At 60.7% G+C, this 15,443-nt stretch carries 11 protein-coding genes and 1 pseudogene; 6 read left to right on the top strand and 6 right to left on the bottom strand.

Going from position 1 to position 15,443, the window contains the following annotated elements; translation table 11 throughout:
* Window positions 1-62 precede the first annotated feature (62 nt).
* Window positions 63-149: pseudogene (locus tag ACMDB8_RS04820) on the top strand (sensor histidine kinase); the annotation flags it as partial.
* A gap of 57 nt (window positions 150-206) precedes the next feature.
* The gene (locus ACMDB8_RS04815; protein ID WP_413966580.1) at window positions 207-875 is read left to right on the top strand and encodes an ATP-binding protein; all 669 of its coding nucleotides are present in this window, start codon (window positions 207-209) and stop codon (window positions 873-875) included.
* A 7-nt stretch (window positions 876-882) separates the two neighbouring features.
* Here the strand turns inward: ACMDB8_RS04815 and ACMDB8_RS04810 are convergent, their stop codons facing one another.
* Together ACMDB8_RS04810 and ACMDB8_RS04805 are read right to left on the bottom strand one after the other, a co-directional pair.
* Window positions 883-2,208 (bottom strand): APC family permease, encoded by a 1,326-nt coding sequence (locus ACMDB8_RS04810; protein WP_409078255.1) that lies wholly within the window; start codon window positions 2,206-2,208, stop codon window positions 883-885.
* 185 nt (window positions 2,209-2,393) lie between these two features.
* Window positions 2,394-3,215 (bottom strand): carbon-nitrogen hydrolase family protein, encoded by an 822-nt coding sequence (locus tag ACMDB8_RS04805; protein WP_056721126.1) that lies wholly within the window; start codon window positions 3,213-3,215, stop codon window positions 2,394-2,396.
* A gap of 124 nt (window positions 3,216-3,339) precedes the next feature.
* On the opposite strand from ACMDB8_RS04805, the gene ACMDB8_RS04800 reads away from it, so the two are divergent.
* Window positions 3,340-4,140 carry a helix-turn-helix transcriptional regulator gene (locus tag ACMDB8_RS04800; protein ID WP_223542189.1) on the top strand — a complete coding sequence of 267 codons (801 nt, stop codon included), beginning with the start codon at window positions 3,340-3,342 and terminating at the stop codon, window positions 4,138-4,140.
* A gap of 101 nt (window positions 4,141-4,241) precedes the next feature.
* Window positions 4,242-5,861 carry an FMN-binding glutamate synthase family protein gene (locus ACMDB8_RS04795; protein WP_409078256.1) on the top strand — a complete coding sequence of 540 codons (1,620 nt, stop codon included), beginning with the start codon at window positions 4,242-4,244 and terminating at the stop codon, window positions 5,859-5,861.
* Window positions 5,862-5,888: 27 nt separating this feature from the next.
* Here ACMDB8_RS04795 and ACMDB8_RS04790 read toward each other — a convergent pair whose 3' ends face one another.
* From ACMDB8_RS04790 to ACMDB8_RS04780, 3 genes are read right to left on the bottom strand one after another with little or no spacing between them, the layout of a single operon-like run.
* Complete coding sequence (locus tag ACMDB8_RS04790) at window positions 5,889-7,397, bottom strand: glucosyltransferase domain-containing protein (protein WP_409078257.1); 1,509 nt, start codon at window positions 7,395-7,397, stop codon at window positions 5,889-5,891.
* Window position 7,398: 1 nt separating this feature from the next.
* On the bottom strand, window positions 7,399-8,340 hold the full coding sequence (locus ACMDB8_RS04785; RefSeq protein ID WP_056721135.1) for a glycosyltransferase family 2 protein: 942 nt from the start codon (window positions 8,338-8,340) through the stop codon (window positions 7,399-7,401).
* A complete protein-coding gene (locus tag ACMDB8_RS04780) occupies window positions 8,337-8,711 on the bottom strand; it encodes a GtrA family protein (protein WP_056721138.1) in 375 nt (124 codons plus the stop codon). Before ACMDB8_RS04780 ends, ACMDB8_RS04785 begins: the two co-directional genes overlap by 4 nt.
* A gap of 244 nt (window positions 8,712-8,955) precedes the next feature.
* Here ACMDB8_RS04780 and ACMDB8_RS04775 point away from each other — a divergent pair, with 244 nt between their 5' ends.
* Window positions 8,956-10,116: an OpgC family protein gene (locus ACMDB8_RS04775; RefSeq protein WP_409078258.1), complete on the top strand. Its 1,161-nt coding sequence runs from the start codon at window positions 8,956-8,958 to the stop codon at window positions 10,114-10,116.
* Between the two features lie 90 nt (window positions 10,117-10,206).
* On the opposite strand, the gene ACMDB8_RS04770 is transcribed toward ACMDB8_RS04775, so the two are convergent.
* The gene (locus ACMDB8_RS04770) at window positions 10,207-11,628 is read right to left on the bottom strand and encodes an amino acid permease (protein ID WP_409078259.1); all 1,422 of its coding nucleotides are present in this window, start codon (window positions 11,626-11,628) and stop codon (window positions 10,207-10,209) included.
* A gap of 618 nt (window positions 11,629-12,246) precedes the next feature.
* Between ACMDB8_RS04770 and ACMDB8_RS04765 the strand changes: the two genes are divergently transcribed.
* Entirely contained in the window at window positions 12,247-15,360 is a 3,114-nt protein-coding gene (locus tag ACMDB8_RS04765) for a transglycosylase domain-containing protein (protein ID WP_056721145.1), read from the top strand.
* The last annotated feature ends 83 nt before the right edge of the window (window positions 15,361-15,443 follow it).

Genomic DNA, 15,443 nt, shown 5'->3' with positions numbered 1-15,443 from the left:
GCACCGCCCAGCTCAAGCAGGCCAGCGAGGCTTTGCAGCGGGAAATCGACGAGCGCAAGCAACTGGAAGGCCAGTTGGTGCAATCGGAAAAGCTCGCTTCGCTGGGCCAACTGGCGGCCGGTGTCGCGCATGAGATCAACAATCCGATCGGGTTCATCTCCTCCAACCTTGGCACTCTTGACGGTTACTTTCAGCAATTGCTGACCATGCTCGACGCCTATCACAGCGCTGAACAGGTCCTGGCGGGCAGCCAGACAGCGTTGCAACTTGAGCACATGCGCGAGCAGATCGAACTTGAGTATCTGCGCGAGGATGTGCCGCTGCTGATCAAAGAGTCGAAGGAGGGAATCAGCCGGGTCGGGCAGATCGTCAGGGACCTGAAAGACTTCTCCCGGATCGACAACAATCAGGAATGGCAATGGGCCAATCTGCAACAGGGCATCGAGTCGACACTGAACATCGTCGCCAGCGAACTCAAGTACAAGGCGGATGTAGTCAAAGACTATCAGGTGCTGCCGGAAATCGAGTGCCTGCCGTCGCAAATCAACCAGGTCATCATGAACCTCGTGGTCAACGCCGCGCAGGCCATGGGCCCCGAACGCGGCACCATCACCCTTCGCACCGGGACGCAGGGCGAGACGGCATGGATCGAAATCGCCGATACAGGATCAGGCATCGCGCCCGACACCCTGCAAAAAATCTTCGATCCGTTTTTCACTACTAAACCGGTGGGCCAAGGGACAGGGCTCGGCCTGTCCCTGTCCTATGGCATTGTGAAAAAACACGGTGGCGATATTTCGGTGAGCAGCGAGCTGGGGAGCGGGACGACGTTTCGCGTACAACTACCGCTACGCCAGACCCGACCGGCCGCCTGACGGCGCCTCAGAGCGCTTCCTGGAAGTCCATCTCCGGCGGCTGCCGACGGAACCCGCCGGTCAGCACCGCCAGGTACACCACGCCGATTGCCAGCCAGCTCAAGCCCAGGTAAATCGCCAGGTGATCGAGGCTGACCATCAGCCACAAATCCGCTGCCAGGCCGATGAACGGGAACAGCAGGAACAACACGAACTCGCGCAGACCTTTGTTTTCGCCACCGATCCAGTAATGGAAGATCACCGACAGGTTCACCAGGCTGAACGCCAGGAACGCGCCGAAGTTGATGAACGAGGTCGAGGTGGTGACGTCCAGTTTCAGTGCCAGCAACGCCACCACCGCGCACAGCAGGATGCTGTTGATCGGCGTGCCGAAGCGTTCGTGCAAGGTGCCGAAAAACGACTTCGGCAACACGCCGTCGCGGCCCATGGCGTACAGCAGCCGCGAACCGCTGGCCTGGGCCGACAGGCCCGAGGCGAACTGGCCGACGATCAGGCCGATCAGGAAGATCGAGACGAACAGGTCGCCACCGATGTTGCGGGCAATTTCATAGGCCGCCGAGTCGACGCTGTCGAACTGGAACGACGGATGGGCGACCTGCACGAAGTACGACACACCGACGAAAATCAGCCCGCCGATCAGGGTGATCAGCATGATCGCCCGGGGAATGGTGCGGCGTGGATCACGGGTTTCCTCGGTCAGGGTGCTGACCGCGTCGAAGCCCAGGAACGAGTAACAGGCGATGGCCGCGCCGCTCATGATCAGCGGCATCTGCATGTCGCCATTGAAGAACGGTTTGATCGACCACAACGGCGTGCTTGCATCACCGCCGACGTAATGCACGCACAGTGCGACGAAGGCGATCAGTACCAGAAACTGCACCAGCATTAGCAAGGCATTGATGCCGTTGGCCAGTTTCAGGCCGACGATGTTGATCGCGCTGGTGATGCCGATGAACGCCAGTACCCAGATCCACTGCGGCACCGCCGGGAATGCGGAGTTGAGGTAAGCCGCGCCGATCAGCCAGATCGCCATGGGCAGGAACAGGTAATCGAGCAGCACCGCCCAACCGGCGATGAACCCGAGCCTCGGGCTGATGGCCTTGCGCACGTAGCTGTAGGCCGAGCCGGCCACCGGGAACGCCGAGGCCATGCGCCCGTAGCTCATGGCGGTAAAGAACATCGCCACCAGCGCCGCGAGGTACGCGGCCGGCACCATGCCGGCGGTGGATTGGGCGAGGATGCCAAAGGTGCCGAGCACAATGATCGGCGTCATGTAGGCGATGCCAAACAGCACCACCGACCCTAGTGACAGGGTGCGTTGCAAACGAGCCATGAGCGACTACTCCGGATTTTATTGGATTTATGGCAGAGCCGAGTTCGGCGCAAATTACGGGTGTTGCGTTGTTGTTCTTTGGCGTTGAATCCAGTTGAAAGCCTGAAAAGATCGCAGCCTTCGGCAGCTCCTACGCCGAACGCATTTACCTGTAGGAGCTGCCGAAGGCTGCGATCTTTTGATGTTCAGTTCGAAGGAATCAGCAGCTCCCGCAGCCCACCCGCCTGCTCAACCACCTCCCCCGGCAACCTCAGCCGCTGATCATCCAGATAACGGTAATCCTGGCGTGCCGCCGTCAGCTGGTTCAGGTCCAGCTCGACCGCAAACTGCCCTTCCTCGCGTCCGGCTTCGAACAACAAGGTGCCCATTGGATCGACCAATGCGCTGCCGCCGGCAAACAGCAAACCACCGTCACCCTCTTCCACCCGGTTGACCATCAGCGCAAACGCCTGGTTTTCCTGGGCGCGGGCCATGATCGCGGTGCGGTGGGTCGGGCCGTAGGGGTCCATGTTGCCGTTGGTGACGATCAACAGTTCGGCCCCCAGTTGCGCCAGGGCACGGGCGCTTTCGGGGAATTCGATGTCGTAGCAAATCAGCAGGCCCACGCGCACGCCGTTCCACAGGCAGGTGGCGTAGCGATCGCCCGCCTCGTAGACGCCGCGATCCGAGGCCCACAAGTGAGTCTTGCGGTACTTCAGCGCGATGCCTTCAGGGGTGATCAACAGCGTGGTGTTGTAGAAGCGGCCGTTGTCGTTCTCGGCCATGCCGATGGCCACGCCGATATTGCGCTGGCGGGCGGCGGCGATTACCGCGCTGACGGACGGGCCGTCCAGTGGTTCGGCCACCTCGGCCACGGACTCGGCCGAAGGGAAGCCCATCAAGTGGCCTTCGGGGAACAGGATCAGTTGCGTATCGGCTGCACACGCAGCCATCGCCGCCAGAGTGCGTTCGAGGTTGTAGGCCGTGTCGTTGTCACGGCCTGCCAATTGGGCGAGTTCGACCTTCATGGGTATTCCTTGTCATGGGCCGGGCGGCAGAAAGATTGCCCGGTCGGTGTCTGTGCGCCAGTATGCGCACCAAGCAACCGGGCGGGGAATCACGCCGCTGGGGTAACACGATAGGGGTAGATGCATGACACTCTCGTTGGACGACATCGCCTGGCACCGCTCGGTGGGGCAACTGATCGACGCCCTGGACAAGCCCAATTTCTGGACCCGGCTTGTACGCCTGCTGGACCAGTACGTACCCTTCGACAGCTGGGTGGCGCTGCTTTTCAGTGCCGATCAGCGCCCGCAAGTGTTCGCCGAATGCCCCGGTGAAAACGGCAGCCCCGACCAGTTGTTCCAGGACTACCTGCGCGGCCTGTACCTGCTCGACCCCTTCTACATCGCCTGCCGCGAGCAGTCGCGCACCGGGCTTTATCGTCTGTCGGAAGTAGCCCCGGAGCACTTCGAGCTGACCGAGTATTACCAGCGCTACTTTCGCCTGAATGTGGTGGCCGATGAAATCCAGTTCAATTGCCAGCTCGAAGGCGACCGCACGCTGTGCCTGTCTCTGGGTAGCAAGCAGCGCTTCAGCGGCCAGCAGATCGCCTTGTTGTCGCTGATCCAGCCGTGGGTGCTCGGCCTGTTGCGCCAGCGTCTACCCTACGACATCAACGAAGCCGTGGCCCTGGCCCCCGCACCGCCACACGCCGACTGGCGGGTACAGCTGGAAGCCTCGGTGCAGCAGCTCAAAGGCGCGCAGTTGACGGCCCGGGAGCTGGATGTCGGGCGTTTGATGCTCAGCGGTTGCTCCAGTAAAGAAATCGCCCGTAAGCTGGAAATCTCTGTCGAAACCGTGAAAGTCCACAAGAAACACATGTACAGCAAGCTGGGGATCAAATCCCAGTCCGAGCTGTTTTCGATTTTTCTCCAGGCACAAAATGCCTGAAAAGATCGCAGCCTTCGGCGGCTCCTACATGGATCGCATTCCCTGTAGGAGCTGCCGAAGGCTGCGATCTTTAAACTCGAGTCCGAACCCAAGGAAACCGTATGAGCCTGTCACTCCTGAGCCGCTACGCCTTCTTTGCCGCCTGCGTGATATTCACCCTCGCCAGCCTGCCTTTTCTTGACTATGACTGGCTCTGGCCGATCACCGCCGTCACGGCTGTCCTCAGCCTGATCGGTGTGTTCGATCTGCTGCAAAGCCCCCACGCAGTGCGCCGCAATTACCCGATCCTCGGCAATATCCGCTACCTGGTCGAAGGCATCCGCCCGGAGATCCGCCAGTACCTGCTCGAATCCGACAGTGACGCCCTGCCCTTCTCCCGGGCCCAGCGCTCGCTGGTCTATTCCCGGGCCAAGAATGAAACCGCCGACAAACCCTTCGGCACGCTGATTGACGTGTATCAGTCGGGTTTCGAATTCATCGGCCACTCCATGCGCCCCGCGCCCTTGAGCGACCCGAGCAGTTTCCGCGTCACCGTCGGCGGCCCGCAGTGCACCCAGCCGTATTCGGCGTCAGTGTTCAATATCTCGGCCATGAGTTTCGGCTCCCTCAGCGCCAACGCCATCCGCGCGCTGAACCAGGGTGCCAAGCTCGGCAACTTCGCCCATGACACCGGCGAAGGCAGCATCAGCCCCTATCACCGGGAAAACGGTGGCGACCTGACCTGGGAACTGGGCAGCGGTTACTTCGGCTGCCGCACCAGCGACGGCCGTTTCGACCCGGAACGCTTTGCGGCGCAAGCCCGGACGCCGCAGGTACGGATGATCGAAATCAAGATGAGCCAGGGCGCCAAGCCCGGCCACGGCGGCATCCTGCCCAAGCACAAGGTCACCCGGGAAATCGCTGAAACCCGCGGCATCCTGATGGGCGAGGACTGCGTGTCACCGTCGCGCCACGCTGCGTTTTCCACGCCGATTGAAATGATGCATTTCATCGCGCAACTGCGTGAATTGTCCGGCGGCAAACCGGTGGGCTTCAAGTTCTGCCTCGGCCATCCGTGGGAGTTCATGGGCATCGCCAAGGCCATGCTGGAGACGGGCATCCTCCCGGACTTCATCGTCGTCGACGGCAAGGAAGGCGGCACCGGCGCCGCGCCCGTGGAGTTCACCGACCACATCGGCGTGCCGATGCGCGAAGGCCTGCTGTTCGTGCACAACACCCTGGTGGGCCTGAACCTGCGGGACAAGATCAAGCTCGGCGCCAGCGGCAAGATCGTCAGCGCCTTCGACATCGCCAGCGTGCTGGCCATCGGCGCCGACTGGGCCAACTCGGCGCGCGGTTTCATGTTCGCCATCGGCTGCATTCAGTCGCAGAGCTGCCACACCAATAAATGCCCGACCGGCGTCGCCACCCAGGACACCCTGCGCCAGCGCGCGCTGGTGGTTCCGGACAAGGCCCAGCGCGTGTTCAACTTCCACCGCAACACCCTCAAGGCCCTGGCGGAAATGCTCGCCGCCGCCGGCCTCGAACACCCGTCACAGCTGTCAGCCAAGCATCTGGTGCGACGCATGTCGGCGACCGAGATCAAATTGTTCTCGCAGTTGCACGTGTTCCTCAAACCGGGGGAATTGCTGACTGGCGAAGTGAACGGCGAGTTCTACTCGCGGATGTGGCAGATGGCCCGGGCCGACAGTTTCGAGCCCAATGACATAGCGGCGGCATGACTTCGCCACCCCGATCAAAATCGCGCATTACCAGCGCAGTGTTTTGCTCGGGGTCGGTTCCTTCATCACGATAAAACCGTAATCACCGATCAGGTAAATCCGGTAGAACTGGCTGTCCACCAGCGCCGGATAGCCCTGGTACCCGACCCGCGTCGCGTTGCGCCGCTCCTGCTCCGCCACCACGTTGGTGATCCCCGCTTTCGGCAGGTTTTCGGCCAGCATGTAAAAGTCGGTATTGAGCAAATAGTGCAGCACCGGCAACTGCTTGAATGAGCCTGCCGCCGCCACTAACCAATAGTCGGAATAACTCACCGAGATGTAGATCCGCCTGGCTTCGCGAAGCGACTGGTGGCTGGCGATGTCGTACGCAAGACCGGCCAGTGCCGTGGACGCAAAGGTTTTCTGCACCGTCAGCACCCGACCATAGGCGAACGACAGCGACAACATGGCCAACAGGGGAATCATCAACAGCAGCGGCAGCCGCTCATGGATCGAGGCCAGCGCCAGATGCCCCAGGTAGAACAGCAACACCAACAACACGGCGAAGCCCATCAAGGTGCGGGCGCCTTCGTTGAAGTCGCGAAAAAACAGCGCGACACCGGACACCAGCAGCGTCACCACCGGCAAAGTCAGCAAACACATCAGGCCGATCAACAGCTTCTTTGGCCCACCGTCCTGGCGCACCGCTATGTTCAATCCCAACCGCACTGCCCCGGCTATCGCGATCAACAGTAACCCGCCGAACACCCAGAGCCATCCGCCATGGAACAGCAGCACGACTTTTTCCAGGACCCGGGCAATGTTGATCTGAATCTGCAAAAAAGGGTGCGCCGTCCAATCGAGCAACGATGTGCGATTGGAGTCCATGTACGGACCCGCACTGACGCTGTAGATCAACCCGCCGAGGATGACCTGGGCGGCTTTCCAGCCCAGCAGGTCGCGCCATGGCAACGGGGCCGTCTTATCGTTGGCGGCCCTGAGCAACTCCAGGCAACACAGGCCCAGGAACACATTCAGGCTGACCTGATACAACCCCAGCGCCAATGCAATCAGGAACGCCGGCACCAGCCATTGCACGCTACGCCACGGGTGACGAAAGGTGATGGCGTAGATCACTGCCACCAGGCTGAGGGTCGTGGTGGGACCGTCGTATTGATAGGACAGGTTTTGCAGGAAGAACGGGTTGTACCAGAGCGGCAACAGTACCAGGCAACAAGCGACGCTTGGCTTGTGAAAGTAATGGAGCGTCAGGCTGGTCAGCGCCGACGCCATGGCCAGCGTGGCGATCAGCAAGGGCAAGGGAAAGATGTTCGGCGCGGCATGGCTGAAGGTCAGCGCGTTGTAGAACAGCTGGGCGAAGAGTCGGCCCTGCTCGGCCCAGGCCATGCCCGCCGACAGCGAGCGCCAGTTGTCATCGATGTAGGGATAATCGGCGAGGATCAACGGCAGGATATACACCAGGGTGGCAAACAGAAAAAACCGCCAGACCTGGTGCCGGCTGAGCTCGCGAACGAAGAGGTCGCTGAACCGGCCCATGCTAACGCCCGCCCCGGTCTTTGCCGCCGACGATGTCCTTGATCACATAACGCGGCCGGTGCTTGGCCTCGATGTAGATGCGACCGATGTACTCGCCGAGGATGCCGATGCCGATCAACTGCACGCCGCCGAGAAACAGGATCGCAGTCATCAGCGACGGATAACCGGGGACGCTGTTGCCGAAGAAAATCTTGTCCAGCACCATGTACACCGCATAGAGCACCGCGAAAATCGAAATGCCGCCACCGACGTAAGTCCACAAGCGCAGCGGCACGGTGCTGAATGAGGTCACGCCTTCCAGGGCCAGGTTCCACAGCTTCCAGCCATTGAACTTGCTGCTCCCCGCCACCCTTCCTGGCCGCTCGAACTCCACCACCACGGTGTTGAACCCGGCCCACGACAGCACGCCTTTCATGAACAGCTGATGCTCGGGCAAGGACCGGATCACGTCGACCACCTTGCGATCCATCAGCCGGAAGTCCCCGACGTTTTCCTCGATGCGGGTGTAGGCGATGCGATTGAGCACATGGTAGAAAATCGACGCGCTGTGACGCCTGAGGTAGCCGTCGTCAGCCCGGCTGCGACGCTTGGCGAGTACCACGTCGGCCCCCTTTTGCCATTGCTCGATCAACAACGGAATGACGTTGATCGGGTCCTGCAGGTCGACATCCATCGGGATCACGGCATCGCCACTGGCGTATTCCAGGCCGGCAAACAGTGCCGGCTCCTTGCCGAAGTTGCGCGAGAAATTGATCAGCATGACCCGATCATCCGCCTGGGCCAGAGCCGTAGCCTGTTCGGCCGTGCGGTCGGAGCTGCCGTCGTTGATGAACACGATCTCGACTTCGGTGTCACCCAGCCTCAACTCCCGTCGCACCGCCTGATAAAACAGGTTGATGGACTGCTCTTCGTTGAACACCGGGACAATGAGCGAGATTTTCATCGATCACGCTCACGAAACACCACGTATTTGGAATACAGGAAACCGAACACCAGGCTCAACGCCGAAAACAGGGCCACGGTGAACAAACCGTGCAATCGCCAGATGTCGCCCAGATGACCGACACCCAGGCTCAATGCCCCCATGCCCAAAAGAAACAGCAGATAACCCGCGACCGTGGCACTGGCGGCGAAGGTAAATTGCGCGTTCATGTAGAAGGAAAACGACGCAGCCACGCAAAAGGCAGCCAGGTTGCTGACCGCCTGGCTGAGGCTGGCCGCCACGCTCAGCAGGAAAAAGATCTGCCAGTGAATCAGGGTGTTGGCGACCCCGATCACCGTGTAACTGGACAGACCTTTCCACAACAGTCTCATGGGAGGCTCCCGCTTCCAGAACGTTGCATTCAATAGTATTTGAGCCTGTCTACTGTCAGAAATCGCAGGTTGTTGGACCTTTCAGACCAGCGGTTGAGCCTTGAAGCAACGCCCGAGACATCCGGTAATATCCCGACTTTGCAATTGCCCGCGAATCAGTCCACCCTGCGCGCCGCCGATCGGGCACATGGCCTTTGCGCCTGTGGCCAATCCCATTTTCACCCGTTGTTACGAGCCTGCTGTCATGACCTTAGCGCGCGATCACCGGATCGACTTTTTTCGTGGCCTGGCACTGATCTTCATCTTCTGGGATCACGTGCCCCACAACCCCTTGGGGCAAATCACCCTGCGTAACTTCGGTTTCAGCGATGCAGCCGAGATTTTCGTGTTCCTGGCAGGCTTCGCGTCCGTATTGGCGTACGGCAAAGTCCTGGCGCGCGAAGGCTTTCTGATCGCCTGCGTGAAAATCCTGCGCCGGGCGTGGGTGCTCTACGTGGTACACATCTTCCTGTTGGCGATGCTGATGGGCATTGTGTTTTTCGCCAACAGCCACGTGGAAACACGGGACCTGGTGGAGGAAATGGGCATGCATCACTTCATCAGCAACCCGCAGCAGGCGCTGATCGATGAACTGCTGTTGCGCTTCAAGCCGAACCTGATGGACCCGCTGCCGCTGTACATCGTGCTGTTGGCGGGCTTGCCCCTTGCGCTGCCCCTGCTGGTGCGCCAGGCCTGGGTGGTGGTCGCGATGTCATTGGCGCTGTACCTGATGGTGCCGCTGGCTGGCTGGAACCTGGCCGCCATCAAGGACGGCGTGTGGTATTTCAACCCGGTCGCCTGGCAGTTGCTGTTCGTGCTCGGCGGTGCCGCTGCGATTCACAGCCAGCGCCCGCGCCTGCCCGAATCCCGCCCACTGGTTCGCCAGCCGTTGTTTGTCGGTGCGGCGTTGTATGTCGTGGTCGCGGGTGTGTTGACCGTGCTGTGGCGTTGGCCGGACATACACGATGCCGTGGTGCCGGCGAGCCTGCAAAACATCCTGTACCCCATCAGCAAGACCGACCTGTCACCCGTGCGCCTGCTGCATTTCCTCGCACTGGCCTACGTCACGGCGAAACTGATTCCCGACAGCGGATGGACGCAAAACTGGCTGGCGCAGCAAAGTTGCCGCATGGGCCGTTTCTCGCTGGAGATTTTCTGTCTGGGCGTGCTGCTGGCGCCCCTGGCGGACATGGTCAATGCGTTGACCGACGATGCTTTTGCCATGCAGATCTTCACGGCGCTGGTGGGCGCCGGGTTGATGGCGTTGCTGGCGGCGTGGCTGGAGTTCAACAAGCGTTTGAACCAGACAATCAAAAGATCGCAACCTGCGGCAGCTCCTACAGAATCAGACCGCATCCTCCTGTAGGAGCTGCCGCAGGCTGCGATCATTTGCTCTTCAAAACCAAAAAGCCCCGATCATTTACGACCGGGGCTTTTGTCTTTCAGGCATTACGACTTACGAAGCCGAACGCGCCGCACCTTGCGCAACATGGGTCGGTTGCAGCTTGAACACGTAGAACAACACCGTCAGCAGCACCAGGAACGCAGGGCCCACATACAGCGCCACGCGGGTGTCCGGGAAGTACGCCATCAGGCCCACCACCAGCACCAGGAACGCCAGCGCCAGGTACGAGCTGACCGGGTACAGCCACATGCGATATTTCAGGCCAGCCGCTTCGCTGGCGCTCAGGCCTTTGCGGAATTTCAGCTGGGCCAGCAAGATCATCGCCCAGGTCCAGATCGCGCCGAAGGTGGCAATCGCCGTCACCCAGACAAACACCTTTTCCGGTACCAGATAGTTCAGCAGTACGCCCAGCAGCAACGCGCCAATCGACAGCAGCAATGCACGACGTGGAACGCCATTGTTCGAGGTCTTGGCAAAGCCCGCCGGGGCCTGGCCGTTCTGCGCCAGGCTGTAGAGCATGCGCCCGGTACTGAAGATACCGCCGTTGCAGGACGACAACGCCGCGGTGATCACCACGAAGTTGATGATGCCCGCCGCGGTCTTGATGCCCAGGCGCTCGAAGGTCATCACGAACGGACTGCCCTGGGTGCCGATTTCGTTCCACGGGTAGATCGACAGAATCACGAACAACGCACCGACGTAGAACAGCAGAATCCGCCAGAACACCGAGCCGATGGCGTCGGGAATGGTCTTTTGCGGGTTCTTCGCTTCACCGGCGGTCAGGCCGATCATCTCCACGCCCAGGTAGGCGAACATCACCATTTGCAGGGACATCAACACGCCTTGCACGCCGTTGGGCATGAAGCCGCCGTGGGTCCACAGGTTGGAAATCCCCAGGGCCACGCCGTCGTTGCCGAAACCGAAGGCGATGATGCCGATACCGCCGAACACCATCGCAACGATGGTGACGATCTTGATCAGGGCAAACCAGAACTCGAATTCACCGAAGGCCTTGACCGCGATCAGGTTGATCGAGCCCATGCTGATCAGCGCGGCGAGCGCCCAGATCCAGCGCGGCACATCGGGGAACCAGACGCCCATGTACACCGCCACGGCCGTGATTTCCGCGACGCAGGTCACCAGCCACAGAAACCAGTAGTTCCAGCCGGTCAGGAATCCCGCCAGCGGGCCGAGGTAGTCCTGGGCGTAACGGCTGAACGAGCCGGCGACCGGATTGTGCACGGCCATCTCGCCGAGGGCGCGCATGATCACCAGGATCGCCAGACCGCCAATGATGTAAGACAGCATGATGGCCGGGCCGGCCATTTCAATGGCCTTGGCCGAGCCCAGGAACAGGCCGACGCCGATACAGGCACCGAGCGCCATCAGGCGAATATGCCGTTCGCCGAGTTCGCGTTTAAGCGGACCGCCCTGAGCGGTCTCGCCTTGGGGCTGGTGATTGCCTACGGGCATAAGGGGCACCTCATCTTGTTGTTGGATATGACCACCGAGCTTTGAAGCCGCCGACCGATAGGCCAATGGCTTCGCGTAACCGGGCCTGCTTTGTAAGCAGAACCGTCCTGTAGGACAAAACCTGCAGGATCAGCGGGTCGTGCAGTATAAAAAGCTGACGGCAGAGATATTCACTCTATAAACCACTAAATTCAGTCATAAATCCCGGCAATAACCCGACTTGCGGAGGGGCATCAACTGGATTTTGTATGAATTTTCGCTATTTAAAGGGCGCGGAGTATTGCACAGCATTGGTGCATCGTCATGCCCCCAGCCAAAGCCTATAAAGCTCTAGTTCAAGTGTTTCAGCCCTCCTGCCTACTGTGGCGAGGGAGCTTGTCGGATCGCCGCACCGTCCCGTCCGACTGCGCAGCAGTCGCAAACCAAAAAACCAGATCGTCCAGACAGATCAGAGTTGCTGGTATGGGGACCGCTTCGCAGTCCAGCGGGAGCAAGCTCCCTCGCCACAAAAAGAGGCCATTACCCGACGTTTTACCCTTCACATTTTCTTCACCCTCGCCAACCACCGTCTAAGCTTCATTCAAGTCCGATCAATCTGCGTGAATGGATCAGTCGACTATGGGCGCTTTGTGGCAAACCGATTCGAGTAAAACCGTGGTTCCGAATGAACGAGAGGATGAAGCGCCTACACCTGAAAAACCCCGTCGCTCCAGGCACGGATGGGGAGCGTTCTGGCTATTACTGTTGATAATCGCGGTTGTCGCGGGGCTTTCCGCCGCGAGGGAGATGCGTACCTCGAAGTTCCAGGCCCAGGAGGTCAGCAAATACGCCGCGTCCCTGAGCTATGAGCTCAAACCCGGCCCCAGCGATGCGATTCGCTATCCAGGGGACGGTCCGTTCGATCGGCGCCTGGGCTACAGCTCGCTGGATGAGTTCCTGCCGCGCCTGATCAAGCGTGATTTCGTCGTCGAAGCACAAACCCGCTTTTCCCCGGCGCTGTTGAAATACAGCGACAAGGGCCTGTTCGTGCCTTATGCCGAGAAAATCCAGGCCGGGCTATCGATCACCGATTGCCGCGCAGCGCCGCTGTACCAGTACAACTATCCACAGCAGCTTTACTCGACCTTTGCCTCGATCCCGCCGGTGGTGGTCAACAGCCTGCTGTTCATCGAGAACCGCTTCCTGCTCGACCCCAGACAACCGCTGGCCAACCCGGCAGTGGACTGGCCGCGATTCGGCATGGCGGCGTGGTCCCAGTTGGCCAAGATGTTGCACGTACCCGGTCAATCCGCCGGTGGCAGTACCCTGGCCACGCAACTGGAGAAGTACCGGCATTCCCCCGATGGCTTGACGGTCAATGGCGCGGAGAAGATTCGCCAGATGATTTCCGCCACCGTACGCGCCTACCAGGCCGGGCCACAAACCCTTGAAGCCCGGCAGAACGTGGTTCGCGACTACCTCAACAGTGTGCCGCTGTCGGCCGTACCGGGCCACGGTGAAGTGCATGGCATGGCTGAAGGGTTGCGCGTGTGGTACGGCACCGACTTCAATCAGGCCAACGAAGCGCTGTCCAGCACCGCGACGGATCCAAAAACCATGGCGGAAAAAGGCCTGGCCCTGCGTGAGATGCTGTCGTTGATGATTGCCCAGCGCCGCCCGTCGCACTACCTGGTCAAAGGTCACGATGAACTGGCTGACCTCACCGACAGCCATATTCGCCTGCTGGCGCAAAACCATGTGATCGACGCCGAGTTCGCCACCGCCGCCCTGGCCAGCAAAGTGACCTACCGCGACTGGGCCACCCAGCCGACCATTCAACCGATTGAAACCAACAAGGGCATCAGTGTCGCGCGCAGCCGTCTGGCCGGCATGCTCAATCGCCCGCTGTATGACCTCGACCGCCTTGACCTCTCCGCCACCAGCACCCTGCAAGGCGAGTTGCAAAGCGAGGCCACCGCGTACCTGAAAAAACTCGCCGACCCTGAGTTTGCCACGCAAATCGGCCTGATCGGCGAACGCCTCCTGACCACCACCAGCACCACCCAGGTGCGCTACAGCTTCACCTTGTTCGAACTGACCCCGGACGGCTCGCGGGTTCGGGTACAGACCGACAGCACCGACCAGCCATTCGACATCAACGAAGGCAGTAAACTGGAACTGGGCTCCACCGCGAAAATGCGCGTGCTGACCACCTACCTGCAAATCATCGCCGAGCTGCACGACAAATACGTCGGCATGACCATTCCGGAACTGAAGAAAGTCGACGTACCGGATCAGGACCGCCTGAGCCGCTGGGCGGTCGATTACCTGATCGAGAACAAGGACCGCGACCTGAAAAAAATGCTCGGCGCCGCCCTGGACCGCAAATACTCCGCCAGCCCCGGCGAGGCATTCTTCACCGGTGGCGGCCTGCACGTGTTCAACAACTTCCGCAAGGAAGACAACGGCCGGATACCGCCCCTGCGCGACGCCCTGCGCGAGTCGATCAACCTGCCGTTCATTCGCCTGATGCGAGACCTGGTGCGCTATACCATCTACTCCGGCCCCAACAGCAGTGCCGAATTGCTCAAGGACGACCGCGACCCGCGGCGCCAGGAGTACCTGGCCGAATTTGCCGACCGCGAGGGCACTTCATTCCTGCTCAAGTTCTGGAAGAAGTACAAGAACAAGGACACCCAGGACCGCCTCGACACCTTCCTCGACAGCATGCGCCCGACCCCGATCCGCATGGCCGCCGTGCACCGCTACCTGCTGCCGCAGGCCAGCCAGGAAAGCTTCAACGCCTTTGTGCGCTCGCACCTCAAGGGCGCCACGCTCACGGAAAAACTCACCGACGAACGTCTGGTGCGGCTCTACGAATCCTACGGTCCCGGCGCCTACGACTTGCCAGACCAGGGCTTCATCGCCAAGGTCCACCCGCTGGACCTGTGGCTGATGGGCTACTTGCTCAATCACCCCGACGCCAAGTGGAGCGACATCGTCAAAGCCAGCCAGTTCGAGCGCCAGGAGGTCTACAGCTGGCTGTTCAAAAGCCGGCACAAGGGCGCCCGCGACAGTCGCATCCGCACCATGCTGGAGATCGAAGCCTTCCTGGACATCCACCAGCGCTGGCAGAAAGTCGGCTATCCGTTCGATCACCTGGTGCCGTCGCTGGCCACCGCCATCGGCAGCTCCGGCGACCGCCCCGCCGCCCTGGCCGAATTGATCGGCACCATCCTCAACGATGGAGTGCGCATGCCAACCCTGCGCATCGACAGCCTGCATTTCGCTGCGAACACCCCCTATGAAACCCAACTGGTCAATGACCCGGACGTCGGCAAACGGGTGATGCCATCCGAGGTGGCGAGCGCCATGCGCGAAGCCCTTTCACAAGTGGTGGATGCCGGTACCGCCAAACGCGTGGCCGGCAGTTTCAAACTGCCGGATGGCAGCCCGCTGGCCATGGGCGGCAAGACCGGTACCGGTGACAACCGCATCGAAGCCATCGGCTCCGGCGGACGGATCCTGAGCTCCAAATCGCTCAACCGCACGGCCACGTTCGTGTTCTACATCGGCGATAGCCACTTCGGCACCCTGACGGCGTTCGTGCCGGGCCGCTCGGCGGAAAGCTTCACCTTCACCTCGGCGTTGCCGGTGCAGGTGCTCAAGGGCATGGCACCGATTCTGACGCCATACCTGCAACCGGGCTCCCACACGATGTGCCAGCCAACCCAGGCAACGGCTGTGCGCTGACCATTACAAAAAAACGCTGCCGGGGTGGCGGTAACTATTTATTTTTCACTCTCTGATTTTGGGGGACTCGGGGCAAAAACCGC

It is taken from the genome of Pseudomonas monachiensis, from assembly GCF_047345015.1.
Lineage (GTDB): Bacteria > Pseudomonadota > Gammaproteobacteria > Pseudomonadales > Pseudomonadaceae > Aquipseudomonas > Aquipseudomonas monachiensis.
This window is presented reverse-complemented; position numbering and strand designations above follow the sequence as displayed.

What these genes read in the sequence shown, in the direction of transcription:
- ACMDB8_RS04810 (WP_409078255.1), bottom strand. Translation starts at nt 2,208, where the DNA reads ATGGCTCGTTTGCAACGCACCCTGTCACTAGGGTCGGTGGTGCTGTTT.
- ACMDB8_RS04800 (WP_223542189.1), top strand. Translation starts at nt 3,340, where the DNA reads ATGACACTCTCGTTGGACGACATCGCCTGGCACCGCTCGGTGGGGCAA.
- ACMDB8_RS04785 (WP_056721135.1), bottom strand. Translation starts at nt 8,340, where the DNA reads ATGAAAATCTCGCTCATTGTCCCGGTGTTCAACGAAGAGCAGTCCATC.
- ACMDB8_RS04815 (WP_413966580.1), top strand. Translation starts at nt 207, where the DNA reads ATGCTCGACGCCTATCACAGCGCTGAACAGGTCCTGGCGGGCAGCCAG.
- ACMDB8_RS04775 (WP_409078258.1), top strand. Translation starts at nt 8,956, where the DNA reads ATGACCTTAGCGCGCGATCACCGGATCGACTTTTTTCGTGGCCTGGCA.
- ACMDB8_RS04790 (WP_409078257.1), bottom strand. Translation starts at nt 7,397, where the DNA reads ATGGGCCGGTTCAGCGACCTCTTCGTTCGCGAGCTCAGCCGGCACCAG.
- ACMDB8_RS04805 (WP_056721126.1), bottom strand. Translation starts at nt 3,215, where the DNA reads ATGAAGGTCGAACTCGCCCAATTGGCAGGCCGTGACAACGACACGGCC.
- ACMDB8_RS04780 (WP_056721138.1), bottom strand. Translation starts at nt 8,711, where the DNA reads ATGAGACTGTTGTGGAAAGGTCTGTCCAGTTACACGGTGATCGGGGTC.
- ACMDB8_RS04765 (WP_056721145.1), top strand. Translation starts at nt 12,247, where the DNA reads ATGGGCGCTTTGTGGCAAACCGATTCGAGTAAAACCGTGGTTCCGAAT.
- ACMDB8_RS04795 (WP_409078256.1), top strand. Translation starts at nt 4,242, where the DNA reads ATGAGCCTGTCACTCCTGAGCCGCTACGCCTTCTTTGCCGCCTGCGTG.
- ACMDB8_RS04770 (WP_409078259.1), bottom strand. Translation starts at nt 11,628, where the DNA reads ATGCCCGTAGGCAATCACCAGCCCCAAGGCGAGACCGCTCAGGGCGGT.